The following is a 20,540-nucleotide window of genomic DNA, read 5'->3' as shown; positions in this document are numbered from 1 at the left end:
TTCGGTCTGGGGTGGAAGAGCCGTGAATTTTGGGGGTGAACGCGGGTTCTGTCAACAGCCTTTTTGAAATATTTCACGTCGGCCGGCAATTGCCCCGCAGCGACGGGCTATTGGCCCGGCCGCGGCAGGGGTTCGTCGGCGAAGATCGCCAGATGCGGCACGCCATCGGCACCGATCCAGCCGCGATACATGCCCTGGGTGTTGAATGGCGTGGCCGCGCGGCCATCGGCGGACAGCACGATCGCTCCGCCATTGCCGCCCAGTGCCGGGATGCGCTCGTTGATCACCGCACGCCCGGCCTGTTCGGGGCCCTGCCGCAGGTACTGCATGCGCGCGCAGATATCGTAGGCAGCCGCGGTGCGGATGTAGAACTCGCCCCACCCGGTACCGGACACCGCGCAGCTGGCGTTGGCGTAGGTGCCCGCCCCGATGATCGGCGAATCCCCCACCCGCCCGTAGCGCTTGTTGGTCATGCCACCGGTGGAGGTGCCGGCGGCGAGGCGACCCTGCGCATCCAGCGCGACCGCGCCGACGGTGCCGAAGTGGCGTGCGGTCTCCAGGTCGGCGTGGGCCTGGCCGCCAGCCTCTTCCTTCAGCGCCTTCTGCAGCTGCTGCCAGCGTTTTTCGGTGCGGAAATAGCCCGGATCGACCAGCGCGATGCCCTGGCTGGCGGCGAAGCTCTCCGCACCCTGCCCCACCATCATCACGTGCGGCGAATGCTGCATCACCGCCTGCGCCAGCAGGATCGGATTGCGCACCCGCTGCACACCGGCCACCGCGCCGGCGGCCAGCGTGGAACCATCCATCAGCGAGGCATCCAGCTCGTTGCGGCCGTCATGGGTGAATACCGCGTCCTTGCCGGCATTGAAGCTGGGATCGTCCTCCAGCACGGTGATCGCCGTGGTCACTGCCTCCAGCGCCGGCCTGCCTTCCGCCAGTGCCTGGTGGCCCTTCAGCAGGGCCTGGCGCAGGGCGGCGCGCGCGGCCTTTTCCTCGGCCGCGGACAGATCCCCGCGCTCGACCCCGGCACCGCCATGGAGGACCAGCACCGGCCCTGCCGCCTGGGCCAGCGGGATGGACAGGCACAGCGACAGCAGCAACGCGGCGGATCGGGACATCGGCGGGCTCCAGCATGAACGGGCCCCCATCATGCCGCCAAAGGCAGGCACCGGCAGGTCAGGCTCTTCCCTGCCGGAGGCCCTCTCGCCAGGGAATGCGCGCCGGCGGCGGCCACGTACCGGCCCACGACGGGGGCCTAGCGTTGGGGATGGAATCGCTTTCAGGCCTTGCCAGAGAACCTGCCAGTGGTCAACCCCGTAAAAAAGGCGTTAAATGCGCGCCGACCATTCGCGAAAAGTGAATGGGGGACGGGCCTCCCCTGAGGCCGACTCTTTCTTCTTGAGAATTCTCATGCGTAAACAGGCGATGGCGTGGTCGATCCAGCTGGCGTTGATGGGTGTGGCCGCGGCAGCGGGCGCGCAAACCCCGGCAACGACAGGTGTGCAGCAGCTGGACACGGTCCAGGTCACCGGCTCGCGCATTCCGCGCGCCCAGGTCGAGGGGCCGGCCCCGGTCACGGTGATCACCGCCGAGCAGATCCAGGCCAGCGGCTTCACCAGCGTGCCCGACGTCCTGCGCTCGATGACCCAGAACGGCGGTGAGACCCAGAGCCAGCAGTCCGCCGGCGGCGCCGACTTCTCGCCCGGTGCTCAGCAGGTGGACCTGCGCGGGCTGGGCCCGAACCACACCCTGGTGCTGGTCAACGGCCGCCGCATCGCTGATTTTCCGATGCCGTTCCAGGGCCGCAGCAACTTCAGCGACGTGTCCAACATCCCGATCGGGATGATCGAGCGGATCGAAGTGCTGACCGGCAGCGCCTCGGCGATCTATGGCTCGGACGCGATCGCCGGGGTGGTCAACTTCATCCTCAAGAAGCGTGTTGATGGCACCACCGTCGATGTGCGCATGGGCACCACCAGCGAAGGCGGCGGCGAGTCGTTCAATGCCAGCATCGCCAGTGGCTTCGACGCCGGCCGCTTCAGTGCGGTGTACAGCCTGGAACTGCAGTCGCAGACGCCGCTGTGGGCCTACCAGCGCGGCCAGCAGGACTCCACCCAGGACGCGCCGACCGAAAGCGCCCGCGCCGCGCGGCGCGCCTACCTGCGCACCGACTACAACGACGACTACCTGGACCCGGGCCAGCAGAGCTGCGACGCGCTGGCCGACCAGAACCGCGGCAGCACCCGGTATGCCGAGCGCCCGCGCTATGGCTTCTACTGCGGCAGCGACAGCTCGATCGGCTATGGCACCATCCTGAGCAAGCGCCGCGGCGTGAACGGCTACGCCTCGCTGAACTACGCCTTCGACAACGGCGCCAGCTGGTTCGCCGACGTGCAGATGGGCTACCACGACATCGCGTTGATGCGCGATGTAACCCAGTGGGGGCGGATGGCCGCCGATGGCAATGAAGACGGCTATTTCTACAACCAGGCCACCGACCAGGTCGAGTTCTGGCAGCGCCAGTTCTCGCCGGAAGAAATGGGCGGGTTGCGCAACGGCATGATCCGCAGCACCCAGAAGACCTTCAGCGTCACCACCGGTTTCAAGGGCAGCCTGGACGCGAACTGGGACTACGAGGCCTCGTTGAGCCACTCGCAGTACCAATCCTCGATCCGCTGGCCGCAGATCGTCGCCTCCAGGGCCAACGCGCTGTTCCTGGGCGAGCAGCTGGGCGAGTACACCGATGACGACGACAACGTGTTCCCGGTCTTCAATGCCGACCCGGCGCGCCTGTACCGGCCGCTGAACCGCAGCGAGTACGATTCGATCGCCGCCAGGACGACCTATACCCCGAAATCGCGCACCGATACCGCCGCGCTGACCCTGACCAATGGCGAGCTGTTCGAGTTGCCCGGCGGCAAGGCCGGTTTCGCCGCCACCGCCGAGTTCGGCAACCAGTCCTACGCGCTCAATCCCGATCCGCTGGCGACCGGGTACTACTACTACAGCTGGAAGGATTCCAATGGCCACGGCAGCCGCAACCGCTGGGCCACCGCCGCCGAGCTGCGCCTGCCGCTGCACGACACCTTGAACGTGAGCGTAGCCGGACGTTACGACCAGTACCGCTATTCGGGCAACACCATCGGCAAGGCGACCTGGAGCGGCGGCATCGAATGGCGCCCGGTCGACACCCTGCTGGTGCGCGGCTCGTACGGCACCGCGTTCCGCGCGCCGGACCTGCACTACGTCTATGCCGGCCCCGGCAATGACGAGACCAGCGCCAACGACTATTACGCCTGCGCCGTGGATGGCGCCGAGGATTGCTCGGATTACGAGGAAAACCTGATCCGCACCCGCGAGGGCAACCGCAAGCTGGATCCGGAAACCAGCACCTCCTGGAGTGCCGGCCTGGTGTGGTCGCCGGCTATCGGGCTGGACCTGTCGGTGGACTGGTTCGACATCGACATGCGCGACCAGGTACAGGACATGGACGTGGGCACCATCCTGCGCGATGAGGCCGCCTGCCGCCTGGGCGGCGCCGACGCGGCCTCGCCGACCTGCACGGATGCGATCAGCCGGGTTACCCGCACCAGCGATGGCCGCCTCTATGGCGTGCATGTGAGCCCGATCAACATCGCGCGCGAGACCACGCGCGGCATCGACGTGGGCCTGCGCTACCGCCTGGGCACCGGGATCGGCGACTTCATCTTCAGTGGCAACCACACCTGGGTGAAGACGCACGATTTCCAGCAGTTCGAGGGCGACGTGGTGGAGGACAAGTTCGCGGTCAACAGCGGCTTCGACATTCCGCGCACCAAGACCAGCGCCAGCATCACCTGGGAGAACGCCGCCTGGTCGGCCACGCTGTACGGCTCGCGCCTGGGCAGGCTGCCGACCTACGACAGCTACGACCAGAGCTTTGATCCGGACAGCGGCGACAGCCCGTGGATCGGCGCCACCTACCGTTACAACGTGTCGCTGCAGTATCGCTTCGACGACCATGCACGGCTGTCGCTGTCGGTGGTCAACGTGGGCAACAAGATGCCGCCGAAGGACGTGACCTACACCGCCTACCCGTACTACGACGTGTCCTGGTTCGATACGGTGGGCCGGACGATCAACCTGCAGTACACGCACAAGTTTGGCGGTTCGGCGCTGTAAGCGCGGTTTCTGGACCTGCACAGGGCCCGCCGCATGGCGGGCTTTGTGCTTTCTGCGGTATGCGGGATGCGCTCAGCCCCCTGCCGATGTCAACCTGGTCCACGCCGCGCGTACGACAGCAATCACTTCCGGGTCGTGCTCAGGGTGCTGTTGGCACCACACATGATGGGCGTCAGCGGCGTAGGAGTAGGAGTAGTTCACCGGTTGAAAGGAGCCGGGATCCGCGCCGGCAAGCAGATGCTGGTTGTACCAGACGCGGGTGTCGTCCCTGCACCAGGGGCCGTCCACCTTGGCCGTCCCCGGCGCGCAGCGCCCCAGGGCAATGAACTCGCATCCGGTTGAAGGGCGGAACCATAGCTGCTGACGGTCCTGGAAAAAATTACACCCCAGGTCCACCAGCGAAGCAGGATCAACGCCAATGCAGACGTGGCCATGCCGGTACACAGCCTTTCGCCCACGAGCGATACCTGACTCTAGTATCTCGAAGCTGTCCGGGGATTCAGGAAGGGGCCGCATGTCGTGCCACACCCTGCTGCCATCGCTGTAGTAGCCGCCATACCTGGAAAGGCATTTGAAACGCGCCGGATCAACCTGATCGTAGTAGAGGTCATTGCCGTCGCGATCCGCAAGGTAGGCCTGATCGCCCACCACAACCGCATTCCCGACCACGCGGACACGCCCTTGCAGCTTGGCGATGCGTCGCTCCTGGTAGAACAGGTGGTTGCCATCCCCCCAGATCAGGCCGGCCACCCGACGGAAATGATAGGGGTCCGCGCCGTCGACCCGCCGGACAGCTGACAGCCCGTGGGAGCTGCGAAACACATACACATGCTGACCGTCGGTGGTGTATTCGTCGCCAAACCACAGGCGGCAGTCCGGCGTGGCCCTGCGCACGAAGGCGTTGCCACGCTTGTTGAAGCGCAGTACCAGTTTGCGGAAGTAGAGCGCCTTCTGATGGCGCCGCTGCTCGGGCATCCACGCAATCAGCTTGGCAAGCAGAGGATCCAGCTCCGCCATCGCAGTTGATGGCAGGGCGCGTACCTTGCCCAGCCTGCCCTTGCCGACGCGCCACGCGCCCTCCTCGTCCATGCCACCATACGGATACCGTCCCGCAGCCACGTAGCCTTTGGCCTCATCCCCGGCCAGCGAAGCCAAGCACCGGAACATATCCAGTTGCGGGGCCACGTCCTGCAGATTTCTGCCGTCGCTCAGAAAGAACAGCAGCACCTGCTGTTCGGGCAGGTACTGGCAAAGGAACAGTTCTTCCGGGTTGCAATCCGAGCTGTCGAGCATGTCCGCCAGGGCATCGAGTACCTGGCGCTCGTCCGGCAACGGCTGTTTGAGCCACTGCTCGAACAGTGCGGCGGGGACGTGGATCTGGGCGGCGATTGACAGAGGCTCGCTCACGGGTGCTCCGGGTAATAGTGGTTGCCAACGCACGAATCCATTGCGGTGGTTGGCGCGGTGGGAATTGTCCAGCTCTGCTGGCCCCCCAGCCATGCAACTAGTTGAAAAAGCAGAGCCATCCGCCACGGATATCCGGCAGCCAACGTAGGCCCGCAATGCGGGCGAGCTGGCCTTCCGCCTCTGACGGCGCGGCTCTCCAGCGCCTGACGGTTCATCAATCAGCGGCAAAAAGCACTGCATGCACGGTAGTGCCGGCCGCTGGCCGGCTCCTCGCACTGCTGGACGTACCCATCCATCTTTTCCACACTGCGCGTGGAAAGCCATGGGGGTTTGGTGTGGACAAGTGCATGCAAGCCATGCAGCGCAATGCTTTCCGGGCGTGGCGATATTTTGCCCAGCCGTGGGTCGCGGTTTTCCACACACACCGTGGAAAGCGATGGGGGTTTGCTGTGGACAACCTATGGTGAGCGATGCACTGCAACGGTCTTCAGTGGTGGTCATAAATTGACCACGCCGCTTGCGGACGGGTGCGTCGGGGTGCCGGCCAGCGGCCGGCACTACCGGACAGGGGTTTTCCACACGGTGCGTGGAGAGGCGTGGGGGTTTGCTGTGGACAAGTGAGGCGGAGACATACCAGGCAAGGGTTTCGATGCCTGGTCATTTTTTATCCAGCCTACTCCGGTGTGGAATGTGCGCGGCACAAACGCAAACGCCCCGCGCGAGGCGGGGTGTTCGGGCATCAACGCTCGATGCAATCAGACGTTGAAGCGGAAGTGCAGGATGTCGCCTTCCTGCACGCGGTATTCCTTGCCTTCCAGGCGCAGGCGCCCGGCTTCCTTGGCACCGGCTTCGCCCTTGTACTTGATGAAGTCGTCATAGGCGATGGTTTCAGCGCGGATGAAGCCCTTCTCGAAATCGGTGTGGATCACCGCGGCCGCCTGCGGGGCGGTGGCGCCCTTGCGCACGGTCCAGGCGCGGACTTCCTTCACTCCGGCGGTGAAATAGGTCTGCAGGCCCAGCAGCTGGTAGGCGGCATAGATCACCCGGTTCAAGCCCGGCTCGGACAGGCCCAGGTCGGCCAGGAAGGTGTCGCGGTCTTCGTCGTCGAGCTGGGACAGCTCTTCCTCGATTGCCGCCGACACCGGCACCACCTGCGCGCCTTCGGTGGCGGCGCGGGCGCGCACAGCGTCCAGGTGCGGGTTGTTCTCGAAGCCGTCTTCCAGCACGTTGGCGATGTACATCACCGGCTTGAGGGTGAGCAGGAACAGGTCGCGGACCAGCGCCTTCTCTTCCTCGTCCAGGCCGACCGAACGTCCGGCCTTGCCGTCGGCCAGCGCGGCCTGCAGCCTGGCCAGCACCGGCTTGCGTGCAGCCGCGTCCTTGTCGCCGCCCTTGGCGGCGCGCTCGGCGCGGTTCAACGCCTTCTCGACGCTGTCCAGGTCGGCCAGGGCCAGTTCGGTATCGATGGTGTCGATGTCCGACAGCGGGTCGACCTTGTTGTTGACGTGGATGACGTCGGCGTTCTCGAAGCAGCGCACTACGTGGGTGATCGCATCCACTTCGCGGATGTGGGCCAGGAACTTGTTGCCCAGGCCTTCACCGCTGGCCGCGCCGGCAACCAGGCCGGCGATGTCGACGAACTCGACAGCGGTCGGGATGACCTTCTGCGGGTTGATGATCGCCGCCAGCTCGTTCAGGCGCGGATCGGGCACCGGCACGATACCGACGTTCGGTTCGATCGTGCAGAACGGGAAGTTGGCCGCAGCGATGCCCGCCTTGGTCAGCGCATTGAACAGGGTCGACTTGCCGACGTTGGGCAGGCCGACGATGCCGCATTTGATACCCATCTTTGACAACCTCTGGGGTGAAAGTGATTGGAGAAGCAGCGGCGGCGGGGCTGCTTTTCCAATCAATCTCCGCATCCACCAACGGTGGGTGCCTATCGATCCTCTTCCGTGTCCACCAACGGTGGATACCTACCGTACCCACCAACCGATCATTTTCCGCCCACCCATCGTGGGTACCGTCGCGCCGGGTTATTTCGGGGTGTGCAACCGCTTCATCGCCTCGCTGAAATCGCCCTGCACTGCCAGCGGCAGGACGTCGATCGCATCGTCCACGGCGTGGCCGATCAGTACGTCGTCGTCCTTGTTGGCACGGCCCAGCACCCAACCCACCACGCGGTCCTTGTGACCGGGATGGCCGATGCCGATGCGCAGCCGATGGAACCTGCCATGCCCCAGCAGGGCAATGGTGTCGCGCAGGCCGTTCTGGCCGCCATGGCCACCGTCGAACTTGAGCCGTGCCACGCCGGGCGGCAGGTCCAGTTCGTCGTGCGCCAACAGGGTCTGTTCCGGTTCGATCTTCCAGAAACGCTGCGCGGCGGTGACCGACTTGCCGCTGAGGTTCATGAAGGTGGCCGGCTTGAGCAGCCATACCGGTTGCCCGGCAATGTCGACCTTGGCGGTCTGCCCGAACAGCTTGCTGTCCACGCTCCAGCGCGCGCCGGCCTGTTCGGCCAGGGCGTCAATGAAACGAAACCCGGCATTGTGCCGGGTCTGGGCGTGCTCGGGCCCGGGATTGCCCAGACCAACGATCAATCGCAATCCTGTCATCACTCTTCTTCGTCGGTACCGGCGCTGCGCCGGCACATACAGAAACGGCGCCTGCCCCGAGGGACAGGCGCCGCAAACACTTACTCGGCAGCCGCGGCTTCGTCGGCAACGTCTTCCTTGCCGTGCTTGGCGGTCACGATGGCGTCATCGTGGTCCTTGCCCTGGGCCAGGGCCGGGATCTCCACGCCCTTGGGCAGCTTGATGTCCGACAGGTAGATCACGTCGCCCGCCTTCAGCTCGCCCAGGTCGACGTCGATCGACTCCGGCAGGTCGCCCGGCAGGCACGACACGGTCACTTCCTTCAGTTCGTGGGTGACCACGACGTCGGCAGCCTTGCCGGCCGGCGAGGTGTCTTCGTTGATGAAGTGCAGCGGGACGTTGGCGGTCAGGGCCTCGTTCTCGTTCACGCGCAGGAAATCCAGGTGCAGGATCAGCTGCTTGAACGGGTGGCGCTGCATGTCACGCAGCAGCACCTTGGTGACCTGGCCGTCCAGGTTCAGGTCCAGGATGGACGAGTAGAACCACTCGTTCTGCTGGGCCAGCCAGATTTCGTTGTGGTTGAGCTGGATCACGCTCGGCTCGGCGTCGCCGCCGTAGACGATCGCCGGGATCTGGCCAGCACCACGCAGGCGGCGGCTCGCACCCTTGCCTTGCAGTTCGCGCTGGACGACCTTGATTTCATGACTCTTGGCCATTGCTGTTTACTACCTTCGTTGGTTGCCCCGCCCTGCGGCGAAGCGATGAGGGGAACCCCGCGACCAGAGTCCCCCGGGAAACCGCCTGCCGTTGCCGGCAGGCGGGAAAAATCAATCCACGTACAGCGAGCTGACCGACTCACCGAAGGCGATGCGGCGCATCGTCTCGGCCAGCATTTCCGCCACGCTGAGCTGGCGGATCTTGCTGCACACCCGCGCCTCTTCACGCAGCGGGATGGTGTCGGTCACCACCAGCTCATCGAGCTGGGAGTTGTTGATGTTGTCCACCGCCGGGCCCGAGAGCACGGCGTGGGTGCAGTACGCGGCGACCTTGAGGGCGCCACGCGCCTTCAGGGCTGCAGCGGCCGCACACAGGGTGCCGGCGGTATCGACGATGTCATCGACCATCACGCAGGTCTTGCCTTCGACGTCACCGATGATGTTCATCACGGTGGAGACGTTGGCGCGCGGGCGGCGCTTGTCGATGATCGCCAGATCGGCATCGTCCAGGCGCTTGGCGACGGCGCGCGCGCGCACCACACCACCCACGTCCGGGGACACCACGATCAGGTTTTCGGTGCCGTAGGCGCGCCAGATATCGGCGAGCAGCAGCGGCGAGGCGTACACATTGTCCACCGGCATGTCGAAGAAGCCCTGGATCTGATCGGCATGCAGATCCACCGTCAGTACCCGGTCAGCCCCGACAGCGCTGAACATCTTTGCAGCCACCTTGGCGGTGATCGGCACGCGCGAGGAGCGCATGCGGCGATCCTGGCGCGAGTAGCCGAAATACGGCACCACGGCGGTGACACTGTTGACCGAGGCGCGCTTGAGCGCATCGATCAGGACCAGCAGTTCCATCAGGTTCTCGGCGCTGGGCGCACAGGTCGGCTGGATGACGAAGACGTCCTGCTTGCGGACGTTTTCCTCGATCTCGACCTGCACCTCACCATCGGAGAAGCGCGACACCAATGCCTTGCCAGGCCGCACCCCCAGTTCCTTGCAGATGCTCTGCGCAAGGCGCTTGTTGGCGTTGCCGGAAAATACCAGCAGGTTGGGGTGTTCTTGCATCATGACGGTCTCGGGCGGGAGCGATTGGCGGAGAACTGGGCCGCCGGCACCCGGAGGTGTCTGCGGTGACAACACCGCGGCGTATGCACCGCGCCCGCGCAGACATGCGCATGGAGTCGCGGCAGATATCCGCTAGTGGCAGGGGCGGGAGGATTCGAACCTCCGAATGCCAGGATCAAAACCTGGTGCCTTGGGCCTCTTGGCGACGCCCCTGCATCAAAATCAATAACGCTCGAGTACATCAAGCAGTGGCGAGCACTCCACGCCCGCTGCCACCCATGCCCGCAGTTCCTTCGGCAACCCCGCCAGGCCCTGCTGTGCGGCAGTGCGCGTGGCGAACTCGACGAAGCAACCGCTTCCCGACCCGGTGAGTCGTGCCCGGCCGATACTGCTCAACGCTGCAAGCACCGCCTCGACGGCAGGCTCGCGGCGGCGCAGGACCGGCTCGAACGCATTCCCGAGCAAAGACCCGGAAGCGAAGTCCGCTATTTTCGCCTTTGGGGCGTCGCGCGTCAAATCGGGGCTGGCAAAAAGTGCGGCGGTGGGAACGTGCACGCCCGGATCGGCCAGCACGTACCAGGCCGGCGGCAGCGCCAGCGCGGTGAGCTGCTCGCCCACCCCCTCGGCCCAGGCACTGTGGCCACGCACGAACACCGGCACGTCCGCGCCCAGCTGCAGCCCCAGCGCGGCCAGCGCGTCCACGTCCAGGCCGGCGTTCCAGAGCCGGTTCAGGGCGACCAGCACGGTCGCCGCGTCGGACGACCCGCCGCCGAAACCGCCACCGGCGGGAATATTCTTTTCGACGCCGATATCGGCACCTTGGGCGATATTGGCTGCAACTTTCAGCAATACCGCAGCGCGCACGGCCAGGTCGTCGGCCTCGGCCACGCCGGCCACCGAGGCACCGTCACGGCGGATCTGGCCGTCCTGGCGCACCCGCAGGCGGATCGCATCGCCCCAGTCCAGCAGCCGGAACACGGTCTGCAACTGGTGGTAACCGTCGGCGCGGCGGCCGGTGATGTGCAGGAACAGATTCAACTTGGCCGGCGCCGGCCAGTGCGACCAGCCACCGTTCAGCTTCGGCGCGCTCATGGCCCGCCCAGCACCCAGCTGTCGACCACCAGGCGCACCTTGGCGTCGCCGTTGACCGCTTCGATCCGGCGCGGCAGCACCGGGCGGTCGCCTTCGGCCGGATACCAGTCCAGGTACTGGATCTCCCAGCCCATCTGCCGCACCCGGCGCGGACGGCCCTCGCCGTCGCGCTCGACCTGCTCGGCCGGCGCCGCATCGTCGGCCACCAGGCCACGCACCCAGGCCGGCAACTGGTTGACCGGGATATCCCAACCGGTGGCTTCCAGCAGCACCTGCTGGGCGTCCTCGCCTTCGCGCGGCCCGCCGTCCAGCCCCTCCAGGCGCCCGCCTTCATGGTGGCTGTCGCCGGTCAGCTTCCAGCTCTGGCGGGTGACCGGCGCGCTCAGTTCGACCACATACTGGCGCGACTGCTGCTGCCAGTCGATGCGGCCGTTGCCGCCGTTGCGGCCCTTGTTGATCGCCACCCGGCCCTGGAAGGACCACTGCGGCTGCGCCTGCAAGGCCGCCACGCGGGCGGCTTCGGCCTGCTGCGCGGCAGCCGACACCGCGCTCACCACCACCGGCGCCGCCGGCGCCTTGCGCTCGCCCAGCGATACGCAGGCCGACAACGACAGCGCCATGGCCAGCGCGCCGGCGGTTTTCAGGGACAACATGTTCATACGCCGAAGGTCTCGATCACGCGCTGCAGGGCGCGGTTTTCAGGGTCCAGCTTGCGCGCCTCGTCGAAGAAGCGGCGCGCCTCGTCCTTGCGCCCCAGTACCCACAGCACCTCGCCGACGTGGGCGGCGATCTCCGGATCCCTGGCCAGGGTCCAGGCGCGGCGCAGCTGCACCAGGGCTTCCTCGTTGCGGCCCAGGCGATACAGCACCCAGCCATAACTGTCGACGATGGCCGCGTTGTCCGGCTCGGCCACGCGCGCGCGGTCGATCAGCTCCAGGGCCTCCTGGTAACGCTGGGTGCGGTCGGCCAGGGTGTAACCCAGCGCATTGAGTGCGGCCACGTTCTCCGGTTCGGTAACCAGGATCTTGCGCAGGTCCGCCTCGGCGCGGGCGACGTCGTCGCGGCGCTCCCAGGCCAGTGCGCGCGCATACAGCAGCGCGTTCTCGTCCGGGTAGGCGGCCAGGCCCCGGGCCAGCGCATCCAGTTCGCCGGGCAGGTCGTTGCCGCGCTGGCGCAGCTCGGCCTCCAGCAGGTAGGCGTCGCGGCGGGCCTCGTCATCGACGCTGGCGTCGGACTGGATCGCATGCACCTCGGCGAACGCCTTGTCGGCACGGCCGGCCTCGTATTGCGCATTGGCCGCGCGCAGGCGCGCCTCGTCCAGCGCTTCGCCGCCGGGCACGCTGTGGTACCAGTCCACCGCCTCGGCCGGGCGCTTGAGGAATTCGGCGATCTTGCCCAGCAACAGCCGCTGCGCCGGGTCCGGCTTGGCTGCCTGTTTGGACAGCTCGGTGTACAGCGCCAGCAGCGCGGCCTCGTCCTTCTGCTTGGCCAGCAGCGAGGCACGCATGCCATAGGTCTGCACATCCTGTGGGCCCACCGCCAGCACGCGCGCGGCCGAGCGCGCATCGCCCATGGCGTCGTAGGCGATCGCCAACGCATTGCGCAGTTCCGGGTCCTGGCGGCTCTTGGGTTCGACCCCGCGCAGCAACGCCACCGCCTGTTCGGTCTTGCCGGCCTGGTTGAGCTGGCTGGCGTTCAACAGCGCTACCCGCGGCTCGTCGGGGAAGCGCTTGACCACCTCATCGACCATGCGCCGGGCCAGTTCGGGCCGATCCATGCGCATGGCCAGGCGGCCCAGCTCCTGCCAGACCTCCAACTGGTTGGGGATGGCATCGTCATCGACCAGCCCGCCCAGCACCTGCGCCGGCACCGCCGGGTCGCGCCCGCCGCCGATCAGCGCGGCGATGGCGAACTTCCAGCCGCGCGGGTCGGGGTCCTTGAGCAGGGTGGCCAGTTCGCTGCGGGCGGCCTTCACATCGTTCTGGCGCATGTCCAGTGCCGCCGCGCTGCTGCGCATGGCCAGCGAACGCGGCGCGCGCGCCTGCCACAGCGCCAGCGCGCGGGCCGCGCGCGGGTCGTCGTCGGCCAGCATGGCGATGCGGGTGGCGCGTTCGGCCAGCCCGGCGTCGTCGCTGCCGGCCTCGGCCGCCTCCAGGTACCAGCGCGCGGCATCGCCGAGCTTGCCGGCCTGCAAGGCGAATTCCCCGGCCATGACCGGGGTCAGCGGCGCGGTTGGGGCCACCTTTTCCTTGCCGGCCGGGGCTGCCGCCGGCGCGGCCAGGGCATTGGCGGTGAGCAAAGACAGCAGTAGAACGCTGGAGATGCGAATCAATGCGGGCATCGGGGGCTTCTGGCCTTAAAATGACGACTTGAATGGCCAGCAGCTTATCGCAAGCAACTGAACAATGACCCTGTGGGTGCTCGGACTGAATCACCAGACCGCGCCAGTGGAACTGCGCGAACGCGCCTCCTTTGGCGGCGACGCCCTGCCCCGGGCATTGGCGTCGCTGCGTGATACCCCGCAGGTGGCCGAAGCGGTGCTGCTGTCCACCTGCAACCGCACCGAGCTGTACGCGGTGGCCGAATCGGGCGACGCGCTGGCGCAGTGGCTGGAAAGCCATGCCGGCCAGCTGCACGGCTACCTGTACCGGCACGCCGACGCCGACGCGGTGCGCCACCTGTTCCGGGTGGCCACCGGGCTGGACTCGATGGTGCTGGGCGAGCCGCAGATCCTGGGCCAGGTCAAGGACGCCTGGGCGATCGCGCGCGACCACGGCCTGCTCGGCCAGCGCCTGGACCGGCTGTTCCAGCAGACCTTCTCGGTGGCCAAGCGGGCCCGCACCGATACCCGGGTGGGCGCCAACCCGGTGTCGGTGGCCTCCACCGCGGTGCGCCTGGCGCAGAACTCGTTCGCGCGGCTGGAAGATTCCACCGTGCTGCTGGTCGGCGCCGGCGAGACCATCGAACTGGCCGCGCGCCACCTGAGCGAAGGCAAGGTGCGGCGGCTGCTGATCGCCAACCGTACCCTCGCCCACGCCCAGGACCTGGCCAGCCGCCACGGCGGCGTGGCGCTGCCGCTGAGCGAACTGGAACGCCATCTGGGCGAGGCCGACGTGGTGTTCTCGGCCACCGCCGCACGGGAGCCGGTGATTGCCCGGGCGCATGTCGCCGCCGCACTGAAAGCGCGCAGGCACAAGCCGATGCTGCTGTTCGACCTGGCCGTGCCGCGCGATATCGAGGCCGGCGTGGGCGAGTTGCGCGACGCTTTCCTGTACACCGTGGACGATCTGGAACGGGCGGTCGAAGACAACCGCCGCAGCCGCCGCGAAGCGGCCGCCGAAGCCGAGGCGATCATCGAACTGCAGGTCGCCCGTTTCGTGGAGACCCTGCAGGCCAGCGCCCACCAGGCCCCGCTGCGGCAACTGCGCGCCTATGGCGAGGCGACCCGGGTGGAAATGCTGGACAAGGCGCGCCAACAACTGGCCCACGGCAAGCCGGCCGAGGAAGTGCTGGAACTGCTGGCCCATGGCCTGACCAACCGCCTGCTGCACCCGCCCACCGCCGCGCTGCGCGCGGCCGCGTTGAGCGGCGATACTGAACTGACCCGCGCCGCCGAGCGCCTGTTCCCGGCCAAGCCGGGTTATCAACATCCTCCTGTGAAGCACGATGACGCCGACCCTGCGCCGTAAGCTGGAAGCGCTGGCCGAACGCCGCGAAGAACTCGAACGCCTGCTGTCCGACCCGGACGTGGTCGGCGACAACGACCGCTTCCGCGCCTTGTCGCGCGAGTTCGCGCAATTGCAGCCGATCGCCGCCGCCCTGGCCGACGAGGCCCGGGCCAAGGCCGACCTGGCGGCGGCCGAAGCGATGCGCAGCGACCCGGACCTGCGCGAACTGGCCGAAGAGGAAATAGGCGCCGCCCAGCAGCGCCTGCAACAGCTGGACCACGACCTGGCCCTGCTGCTGGTGCCGCGCGACCCGCGCGACGACGGCAACCTGTTCCTGGAAGTGCGCGCCGGCACCGGCGGCGACGAGGCGGCGATCTTCGCCGGCGACCTGTTCCGCATGTATGCCCGCTATGCCGAACGCCAGGGCTGGAAGGTGGAAATCGAGTCCGACAGCCCCGGCGAACACGGCGGCTACAAGGAAGTGGTGGCGCGGGTGGTCGGCCGCGGCGCCTATTCCAGGCTGAAGTTCGAATCGGGCACCCACCGTGTGCAGCGCGTGCCGGCCACCGAATCGCAGGGCCGCATCCACACCTCGGCGGCCACCGTGGCGATCATTCCCGAAGCCGACGAAGTCGATGAGGTGGTGATCAACCCGGCCGACCTGCGCGTGGACACCTTCCGCTCTTCCGGCGCTGGCGGCCAGCACGTCAACAAGACCGAATCGGCCATCCGCATCACCCATGTCCCCACCGGGGTGGTGGTGGAATGCCAGACCGAGCGCAGCCAGCACGCCAACCGCGACAAGGCGATGAAGCGCCTGAAGGCGCAGCTGCTGGATGCCGAGCGCAGCCGGCAGGCGGCGGCCACCGCCGCCAGCCGCCGCCTGCAAGTGGGCAGTGGCGACCGCAGCCAGCGCATCCGCACCTACAGCTTCCCGCAGGGCCGCATCACCGACCATCGGGTCGAAGGCCTGACCCTGTACGACCTGCCCAACATCATCGCCGGTGAACTGGATGCGCTGGTCGAGCGCCTGATCCAGGAACACCAGGCCGACGAACTGGCGCAGTTGGCGGCAGGCAACTGAGCATGGAACCGGGCCGCCAGCAGCTGCGCCAGGCGGTGCAGCGCCAACCGGCCGACTTCATCGCCTGGGTGATGCTGGCCGATGCCGAACTGGAAGCCGGCGACGTACTGGCCGGCGAACAGGCAGCCACGCGCGCGCTGCAGCTGCGCCCGGCGCATCCCGAAGCCCTGGCCCGGCTGGGCCGGGCACGCTGGATGCAGGGCCGGCATGCCGAGGCCGCCAGCGTGCTGCGCCAGGCCGGCGCGCTCGCCCCGCAGCACCCGGGCATCGCGCTGTGGTTGGGCCACGCGCTGGAAGATGCCGGCCAGCCTGAGGCGGCCGCCGACGCCTACCGGCATGCCCACACATTGCTGCCCGGCGAGCCCTACATCACTGCCCAGCTGCTCAACTGGCAGCGCCGCCTGTGCGACTGGCGCGACCTGGAGCGGCTGTCGGCGCAGGTGCGGCAGGCCGTGGCGCAGGGCCAGGCACTGGTCGAACCGTTCGCGTTCCTGAGCGAGGACGGGACGGCCGCCGAACAATTGGCCTGCGCGCGGCAACGGGCGGTGGCGGTCGGCGCCGAAGTGCATCCGCTGCCTGCCGCCAGCGTGCGCGCCCGGGGCGTGCTGCGCGTGGGCTTTTTGTCCAACGGCTTCGGCGCGCACCCGACCGGGCTGCTGACCGTGGCCCTGTTCGAACAGCTGCGCGCGCTGGGCACGCTGGAACTGCATCTGTTCGCGCTCAACCCCGCCGACGGCAGCGATATCCGCCAGCGCCTGCAGGCGGCCGCGCATACCCTGCACGAGGTCGGCGCGCAGCCGCACCGGCGCATCGCCGAGACCATCCGCGCCGCCGGCATCGATGTGTTGTTCGACCTGCGTGGCTGGGGCGGTGGCGGTACCCCGCAGGTGCTGGCAATGCGCCCGGCCCCGGTGCAGGTCAACTGGCTGGCCTACCCGGGTACCTCCGGCGCGCCGTGGATCGACCACGTGCTGGCCGATGCCTTCGTCCTGCCCGACGCCCTGGCGGCGGCCTTCAGCGAAAACGTGCGGCGCCTGCCGCGCGCGTTCCAGCCCTCCGACACCACCCGCACGCTGCAGCCCGCTCCCACCCGCCAGGACTGCGGGCTGCCGGCGCAGGGCGTGGTGCTGTGCTGCTTCAACAACAGCTACAAGCTCAACCCGCGCAGCATGCAGCGCCTGATGGCGGTGCTGCACGGCGTGCCGGGCAGCGTGCTGTGGCTGCTGTCCGGGCCGGGCAATGCCGATGCGCGGCTGCGCAACGCCGCGCGCCAGGCGCAGCTGGACCCGGCGCGGCTGGTGTTCATGCCGCGCCTGCCGCACCCGCAGTACCTGGCCCGCTACGCACTGGCCGACCTGTTCCTGGATACCCACCCCTATAACGCCCACACCACCGCCTCCGACGCGCTGTGGGCCGGCTGCCCGGTGCTGACCTGCCCGGGGACCACCTTTGCCGCGCGCGTGGCCGGCAGCCTCAACCACCACCTGGGCCTGGCCCGGATGAACGTGGCCGACGACCGCGCCTTCGTCGCCACCGCCATCGCCCTGGGCAACGATCCGGCCGCGCTGCGGCAGCTGCGCGCCGAGCTGGCGCTGCGCCGCGCCGACAGCGGGCTGTTCGACATGGCCGGTTTCGCCAGGGATTTCAGCGTGGCCGTGCAGGACATGGCGCGCGAGCGCGGCTGGCAGGGCGCACACGCCCCCTGAGCCACCGCTGCGCTAGGCTCGGCATTCTCCCGTGGATGACCGAGGCACGCCGATGGGCAAGCTCAAGCGCAAGGACTACCAGGCCCTGCTGGAACCGATGCAACTGGAACTGGCGGCGATGGCACGCTGGGTACAGCTCACCGGGCAACGCGTACTGGTGTTGTTCGAAGGCCGCGACACCGCCGGCAAGGGCGGTGCGATCCAGGCCATCGCCGAGCACCTCAATCCGCGCCAGTGCAGGGTGGTGGCACTGCCCAAGCCGACCGAGCGCGAGAGCACCCAATGGTATTTCCAACGCTATGCCGCCCACCTGCCGGCCGCCGGCGAAATCGTGCTGATGGACCGCAGCTGGTACAACCGCGCCGGCGTTGAACAGGTGATGGGCTACTGCACGCAGGACGAGTACCACGCCTTTCTGGCGCAGGCGCCGGTGTTCGAGAAGCTGCTGGTCGACGACGGCATCGTGTTGTTCAAATACTGGCTCAGCGTGGACCAGGCGCAGCAGGAAAAGCGTTTCGCCGAACGCCACCTGGACCCGCTCAAGGGCTGGAAGCTGTCGCCGGTCGACCTGCAATCACGCAGCAAGTACAGCGCCTACACCCAGGCGCGCGAGGCGATGCTGCGCGCCACCCACCACGACACCGCGCCGTGGACGCTGGTCGATTTCAACGACCAGAAGCGCGGCCGGCTGGGGTTGATCCGCAACCTGCTCGACCGCCTGCCCGACACCCGCGTGGACGAACCGGTGCTGGCGCTGCCGCCACTGAAAGGCAAGCTGCACAAGGAGCATTTCGGCGTGTTGAAGCCGATCCAGGCCTTCGATACACCGTAGATCCACACCATGCGTGGATGCTCTCCGTGGCGGCGTCATGGCGCCTGCAATGTTGGTTTTCCACCGGGCGGCAGCGCCGTTCCGGTGGGTGGATCGGTGTCGGGCTGCGCACGGCATCCACGCATGGCGTGGATCTACCCGCGCGCCGGATTGCCGGTCATTGGCGGGCACGCCCGGCGCCGCTCAGCCTTGCTTGATCCGCGCCTCGATGTCGGCGGCGGTCACCGGCCCCAGGAACTGCTTGGCGACCTTGCCGTCCGGTGCGATCAGATAGGTCAACGGCAGGCCCCGCGGGATGGCGAAATCTTCCGGCGGGTTGTAGGTGTCCACGATCACGATCGGATAGGTCACCGGGCGCTTTTCCAGGAACGCCTTCATTTCGGCCGGCTCGATGTCCTCGTAGGCCAGCCCGACCACTTCGATCTCGCTGCGCATCGCATGCAGGGCCGACAGCTCCGGCATTTCCTTGCGGCACGGCGCGCACCAGGTGGCCCAGAAATTGACCACCACCCATTTGCCGCGGTGGGCGCCCAGGTCGTAACTGCTGCCATCCAGCGCCGGCAGCACCAGGCGCGGGCGCTCGGCGGTCTTGCGCTCGAGCGCGGCGGCGGTTTCATCGACCGGGGCTGCCGGTTCGGGCGCTTCGGCCACCGCCGCCGGCGGCGCGGCGGGAGCGGCGGGTTCGGGGGTGGCCGCCGGCTTGTTGCAGGCGGCCAGGGTCAGCAGGCCCAGGGCCATCAGCAGGGGCTTGGCACTCATCGTTTGTCTCCGAGGGTCGTATAGATATCGCTGACGCGTCGCTTGAGCAGCTCGCGCAGCGGCAGCCGCAACGCATCCAGCGCGGCCATCGAGGCATCGCCCAGGCTGTCGTCGCGGTACGGCAGGTAGGCTTCCTTGACCGGAATGCGCATCTGCGTGGTTTCGTACAGATCGGCCAGGGTGAGCTTGTCCAGATCGCGCGCCAGCAGCCAGTCCCCCCGCTCATCGCGGCGTACCACCCGGATCGCCTCCAGGTCGCACAGCATGGTCTGCAGCAGCGAGTCGGTCAGCATCGGCTCCAACCGCAGGATTTCGTCATCGTCCAGGCTGTGGCCCTCGCTGCGGGCCTGCTGGAAGCGCCCGATCAGGCGCAGCAGGCCATAGATTTCATAGCCGGTGGGCAGGCGCAGATCGGCCGGCTGGTAGCGGAACGCGGCGATCGACGAGGCCAGCGACGCACCCAGCAATACCGACACCCAGCACAGGTAGATCCACAGCAGCAGGATGGGTACGAACGCCACCGTGCCGTACAGCTTCTGGTAGGACTGGAAACTGCCCAGGTAGGCGCCCATGCCCCACTTCACCAGCTCCAGCATCACCGCCGCCAGGATCGCGCCGGGCACCGCATGCCGCCATTTGACCGTGTGGTGCGGCACTACCCGGTAGACCAGGGTGATGCACACGAACTCGATCAGGATCGGCGCCACGGTCAAGGACACGTCGGCCAGCCAGCGGCCCTCGCTGGTACCGAACAGCGGCAGCGCGAACACCCGGGCCGATACCGCCAGCGAGGCGGCGGCCAGCATCGCGCCCAGGGTCAGTACGGTCCAGTAGACCAGGAACCGGGTCAGCTGCGGCCGGCCCGAGCTGACCCGCCAGATCTGGTTGAAGGTCTGCTCGACGCTGTTGAGGGTGATCAGCAGCGACACCACCAGCGCGATGAAGCCGGCGGCGGTGAGCTGGCCGGCGCTGGCCGAGAACTGGCGCAGGTAGCCTTCGGCCGCACGCGCGGCATTGGGCACGAAGTTGGAGAACACATAGTCGCTGAGCTGGTCGCTCCAGCGGTCGAACACCGGGAACGCCGACAGCACCCCGAACACCACGATCGCCAGCGGCACCAGCGCGAACACGGTGGTATAGGCCAGCGACGCGGCCGCCTGGAACAGGCGGTCGTCCAGGAAGCGCCGCCACAGGAAGCGGCCGAAGCTGGCGGCCCGGGCGCGATCGCGCACGCGCTCCATCCACAGGTTGAGGGTGTCCAGAGGTTCCATCGGCGCAAGGGTACCTGATGAGGGAGTACGGATACGCATTGGCCCCTGCCGGCGCGCACCTTGAACGGCAAAGGGGCTGTTCCACCGCAGGGCGGGATGTCGCTGCAGCCCCCGCATACGGCCACGCACTCGCCCTCGGTGTGCGGCATCGCCATACTGGTGCCCGGACACGGTGAAGA

At 67.7% G+C, this 20,540-nt stretch carries 16 protein-coding genes and 1 tRNA gene; 5 read left to right on the top strand and 12 right to left on the bottom strand.

The genetic code is table 11. The annotated features are described in order from the left end of the window. Nucleotides 1-107: 107 nt before the first annotated feature. Complete coding sequence (locus tag AC3ITM_RS03945) at nt 108-1,118, bottom strand: isoaspartyl peptidase/L-asparaginase family protein (RefSeq protein WP_489268621.1); 1,011 nt, start codon at nt 1,116-1,118, stop codon at nt 108-110. Between the two features lie 292 nt (nt 1,119-1,410). On the opposite strand from AC3ITM_RS03945, the gene AC3ITM_RS03940 reads away from it, so the two are divergent. Then, nucleotides 1,411-4,161, top strand: coding sequence for a TonB-dependent receptor plug domain-containing protein (locus AC3ITM_RS03940; protein WP_489268619.1), 2,751 nt, complete (start codon nt 1,411-1,413; stop codon nt 4,159-4,161). Nucleotides 4,162-4,233: 72 nt separating this feature from the next. Here AC3ITM_RS03940 and AC3ITM_RS03935 read toward each other — a convergent pair whose 3' ends face one another. From AC3ITM_RS03935 to AC3ITM_RS03895, 9 genes are all read right to left on the bottom strand, one after another. Then, nucleotides 4,234-5,568, bottom strand: coding sequence for a hypothetical protein (locus AC3ITM_RS03935; RefSeq protein ID WP_489268617.1), 1,335 nt, complete (start codon nt 5,566-5,568; stop codon nt 4,234-4,236). A 755-nt stretch (nt 5,569-6,323) separates the two neighbouring features. After that, a complete protein-coding gene (ychF, locus tag AC3ITM_RS03930; RefSeq protein ID WP_228886370.1) occupies nt 6,324-7,415 on the bottom strand; it encodes a redox-regulated ATPase YchF in 1,092 nt (363 codons plus the stop codon). A 189-nt stretch (nt 7,416-7,604) separates the two neighbouring features. Then, a complete protein-coding gene (gene pth, locus AC3ITM_RS03925; protein WP_489268614.1) occupies nt 7,605-8,183 on the bottom strand; it encodes an aminoacyl-tRNA hydrolase in 579 nt (192 codons plus the stop codon). Nucleotides 8,184-8,263: 80 nt separating this feature from the next. Continuing rightward, nucleotides 8,264-8,878 (bottom strand): 50S ribosomal protein L25/general stress protein Ctc, encoded by a 615-nt coding sequence (locus tag AC3ITM_RS03920; protein WP_489268612.1) that lies wholly within the window; start codon nt 8,876-8,878, stop codon nt 8,264-8,266. 111 nt (nt 8,879-8,989) lie between these two features. Then, a complete protein-coding gene (locus AC3ITM_RS03915) occupies nt 8,990-9,949 on the bottom strand; it encodes a ribose-phosphate diphosphokinase (RefSeq protein ID WP_026070235.1) in 960 nt (319 codons plus the stop codon). A gap of 136 nt (nt 9,950-10,085) precedes the next feature. Then, a tRNA-Gln gene (locus tag AC3ITM_RS03910) sits at nt 10,086-10,162 on the bottom strand. A 9-nt stretch (nt 10,163-10,171) separates the two neighbouring features. After that, nucleotides 10,172-11,041 carry a 4-(cytidine 5'-diphospho)-2-C-methyl-D-erythritol kinase gene (ispE, locus tag AC3ITM_RS03905; RefSeq protein ID WP_489268610.1) on the bottom strand — a complete coding sequence of 290 codons (870 nt, stop codon included), beginning with the start codon at nt 11,039-11,041 and terminating at the stop codon, nt 10,172-10,174. Beyond that, nucleotides 11,038-11,700, bottom strand: coding sequence for a lipoprotein insertase outer membrane protein LolB (lolB, locus tag AC3ITM_RS03900; protein ID WP_489268608.1), 663 nt, complete (start codon nt 11,698-11,700; stop codon nt 11,038-11,040). Before lolB ends, ispE begins: the two co-directional genes overlap by 4 nt. Further along, complete coding sequence (locus tag AC3ITM_RS03895) at nt 11,697-13,382, bottom strand: tetratricopeptide repeat protein (RefSeq protein WP_489268607.1); 1,686 nt, start codon at nt 13,380-13,382, stop codon at nt 11,697-11,699. The genes lolB and AC3ITM_RS03895 overlap by 4 nt, the downstream gene beginning before the upstream one ends. Nucleotides 13,383-13,446: 64 nt before the next feature. Here AC3ITM_RS03895 and hemA point away from each other — a divergent pair, with 64 nt between their 5' ends. The 4 genes from hemA to ppk2 are packed head-to-tail and all read left to right on the top strand — an operon-like array spanning nt 13,447 to nt 18,331. Then, entirely contained in the window at nt 13,447-14,730 is a 1,284-nt protein-coding gene (gene hemA, locus AC3ITM_RS03890; protein WP_489268605.1) for a glutamyl-tRNA reductase, read from the top strand. Further along, nucleotides 14,708-15,793 carry a peptide chain release factor 1 gene (prfA, locus tag AC3ITM_RS03885; RefSeq protein WP_489268603.1) on the top strand — a complete coding sequence of 362 codons (1,086 nt, stop codon included), beginning with the start codon at nt 14,708-14,710 and terminating at the stop codon, nt 15,791-15,793. Before hemA ends, prfA begins: the two co-directional genes overlap by 23 nt. Nucleotides 15,794-15,795: 2 nt before the next feature. After that, complete coding sequence (locus AC3ITM_RS03880; protein WP_489268601.1) at nt 15,796-17,499, top strand: O-linked N-acetylglucosamine transferase, SPINDLY family protein; 1,704 nt, start codon at nt 15,796-15,798, stop codon at nt 17,497-17,499. A 52-nt stretch (nt 17,500-17,551) separates the two neighbouring features. Next, the gene (gene ppk2 / locus AC3ITM_RS03875; RefSeq protein ID WP_489270021.1) at nt 17,552-18,331 is read left to right on the top strand and encodes a polyphosphate kinase 2; all 780 of its coding nucleotides are present in this window, start codon (nt 17,552-17,554) and stop codon (nt 18,329-18,331) included. A 183-nt stretch (nt 18,332-18,514) separates the two neighbouring features. On the opposite strand, the gene AC3ITM_RS03870 is transcribed toward ppk2, so the two are convergent. Together AC3ITM_RS03870 and AC3ITM_RS03865 are read right to left on the bottom strand one after the other, a co-directional pair. After that, on the bottom strand, nt 18,515-19,090 hold the full coding sequence (locus AC3ITM_RS03870; protein ID WP_489268599.1) for a TlpA family protein disulfide reductase: 576 nt from the start codon (nt 19,088-19,090) through the stop codon (nt 18,515-18,517). After that, on the bottom strand, nt 19,087-20,361 hold the full coding sequence (locus AC3ITM_RS03865) for a YihY family inner membrane protein (RefSeq protein WP_489268597.1): 1,275 nt from the start codon (nt 20,359-20,361) through the stop codon (nt 19,087-19,089). The genes AC3ITM_RS03870 and AC3ITM_RS03865 overlap by 4 nt, the downstream gene beginning before the upstream one ends. Between the last annotated feature and the right edge of the window lie 179 nt (nt 20,362-20,540).

The sequence above is a fragment of the Stenotrophomonas sp. KH_029 genome (assembly GCF_057839765.1).
This window is presented reverse-complemented; position numbering and strand designations above follow the sequence as displayed.

What these genes read in the sequence shown, in the direction of transcription:
- pth (WP_489268614.1), bottom strand. Translation starts at nt 8,183, where the DNA reads ATGACAGGATTGCGATTGATCGTTGGTCTGGGCAATCCCGGGCCCGAG.
- AC3ITM_RS03865 (WP_489268597.1), bottom strand. Translation starts at nt 20,361, where the DNA reads ATGGAACCTCTGGACACCCTCAACCTGTGGATGGAGCGCGTGCGCGAT.
- ychF (WP_228886370.1), bottom strand. Translation starts at nt 7,415, where the DNA reads ATGGGTATCAAATGCGGCATCGTCGGCCTGCCCAACGTCGGCAAGTCG.
- ppk2 (WP_489270021.1), top strand. Translation starts at nt 17,552, where the DNA reads ATGGGCAAGCTCAAGCGCAAGGACTACCAGGCCCTGCTGGAACCGATG.
- AC3ITM_RS03870 (WP_489268599.1), bottom strand. Translation starts at nt 19,090, where the DNA reads ATGAGTGCCAAGCCCCTGCTGATGGCCCTGGGCCTGCTGACCCTGGCC.
- AC3ITM_RS03915 (WP_026070235.1), bottom strand. Translation starts at nt 9,949, where the DNA reads ATGCAAGAACACCCCAACCTGCTGGTATTTTCCGGCAACGCCAACAAG.
- AC3ITM_RS03895 (WP_489268607.1), bottom strand. Translation starts at nt 13,382, where the DNA reads ATGCCCGCATTGATTCGCATCTCCAGCGTTCTACTGCTGTCTTTGCTC.
- AC3ITM_RS03880 (WP_489268601.1), top strand. Translation starts at nt 15,796, where the DNA reads ATGGAACCGGGCCGCCAGCAGCTGCGCCAGGCGGTGCAGCGCCAACCG.
- prfA (WP_489268603.1), top strand. Translation starts at nt 14,708, where the DNA reads ATGACGCCGACCCTGCGCCGTAAGCTGGAAGCGCTGGCCGAACGCCGC.
- hemA (WP_489268605.1), top strand. Translation starts at nt 13,447, where the DNA reads ATGACCCTGTGGGTGCTCGGACTGAATCACCAGACCGCGCCAGTGGAA.
- AC3ITM_RS03920 (WP_489268612.1), bottom strand. Translation starts at nt 8,878, where the DNA reads ATGGCCAAGAGTCATGAAATCAAGGTCGTCCAGCGCGAACTGCAAGGC.
- lolB (WP_489268608.1), bottom strand. Translation starts at nt 11,700, where the DNA reads ATGAACATGTTGTCCCTGAAAACCGCCGGCGCGCTGGCCATGGCGCTG.
- AC3ITM_RS03940 (WP_489268619.1), top strand. Translation starts at nt 1,411, where the DNA reads ATGCGTAAACAGGCGATGGCGTGGTCGATCCAGCTGGCGTTGATGGGT.
- ispE (WP_489268610.1), bottom strand. Translation starts at nt 11,041, where the DNA reads ATGAGCGCGCCGAAGCTGAACGGTGGCTGGTCGCACTGGCCGGCGCCG.
- AC3ITM_RS03945 (WP_489268621.1), bottom strand. Translation starts at nt 1,118, where the DNA reads ATGTCCCGATCCGCCGCGTTGCTGCTGTCGCTGTGCCTGTCCATCCCG.